Genomic DNA, 385 nt, shown 5'->3' with positions numbered 1-385 from the left:
AGTGATTGAAAACCTTCCCTTCCTCCACAAAGGAATCCGAGAAAGGGAACATAGTTTTTCGATCTATGGATCTATGTCCAGGGTCTTCTTCGTCGGGAACAAGCCTGAACTCATAGTCCTTCACGCCTAAAGAGAAAGAACCTTGGATTGGACGCTCTGCTCCCGGACAAAAAAAACGCCCCTTTTCCATTCAGTGACTCAGCGCCGGGGTGTTTAATGCCCGTTTCATTTATTCCGGGGAGTGTTCTTCCTGTGACGGCAGGGGGGGCCGCCTTTCTTTTTATCGAGGAAGTCAATGGAAACTCCCACCAGATGAGATCAGATCGGGATCCACTGTTGAAAGCTCTGGATCTGGCCCTGGGATCCGAGGACCCATTTCCGTTAA

General features: G+C 49.9%; 1 protein-coding gene. It reads right to left on the bottom strand.

The features are described from left to right. Nucleotides 1-190 (bottom strand): hypothetical protein (locus tag DJ029_RS22585; RefSeq protein ID WP_232823180.1); only part of this gene is annotated, 190 nt, incomplete at its 3' end. Nucleotides 191-385 lie beyond the last annotated feature (195 nt).

It is taken from the genome of Oceanibium sediminis (assembly GCF_003265325.1).
Classification (GTDB): domain Bacteria; phylum Pseudomonadota; class Alphaproteobacteria; order Rhodobacterales; family Rhodobacteraceae; genus Halovulum; species Halovulum sediminis.
Note: the sequence above shows the minus strand (reverse complement) of the source record. Positions and strands in the feature narration are given on the sequence as shown.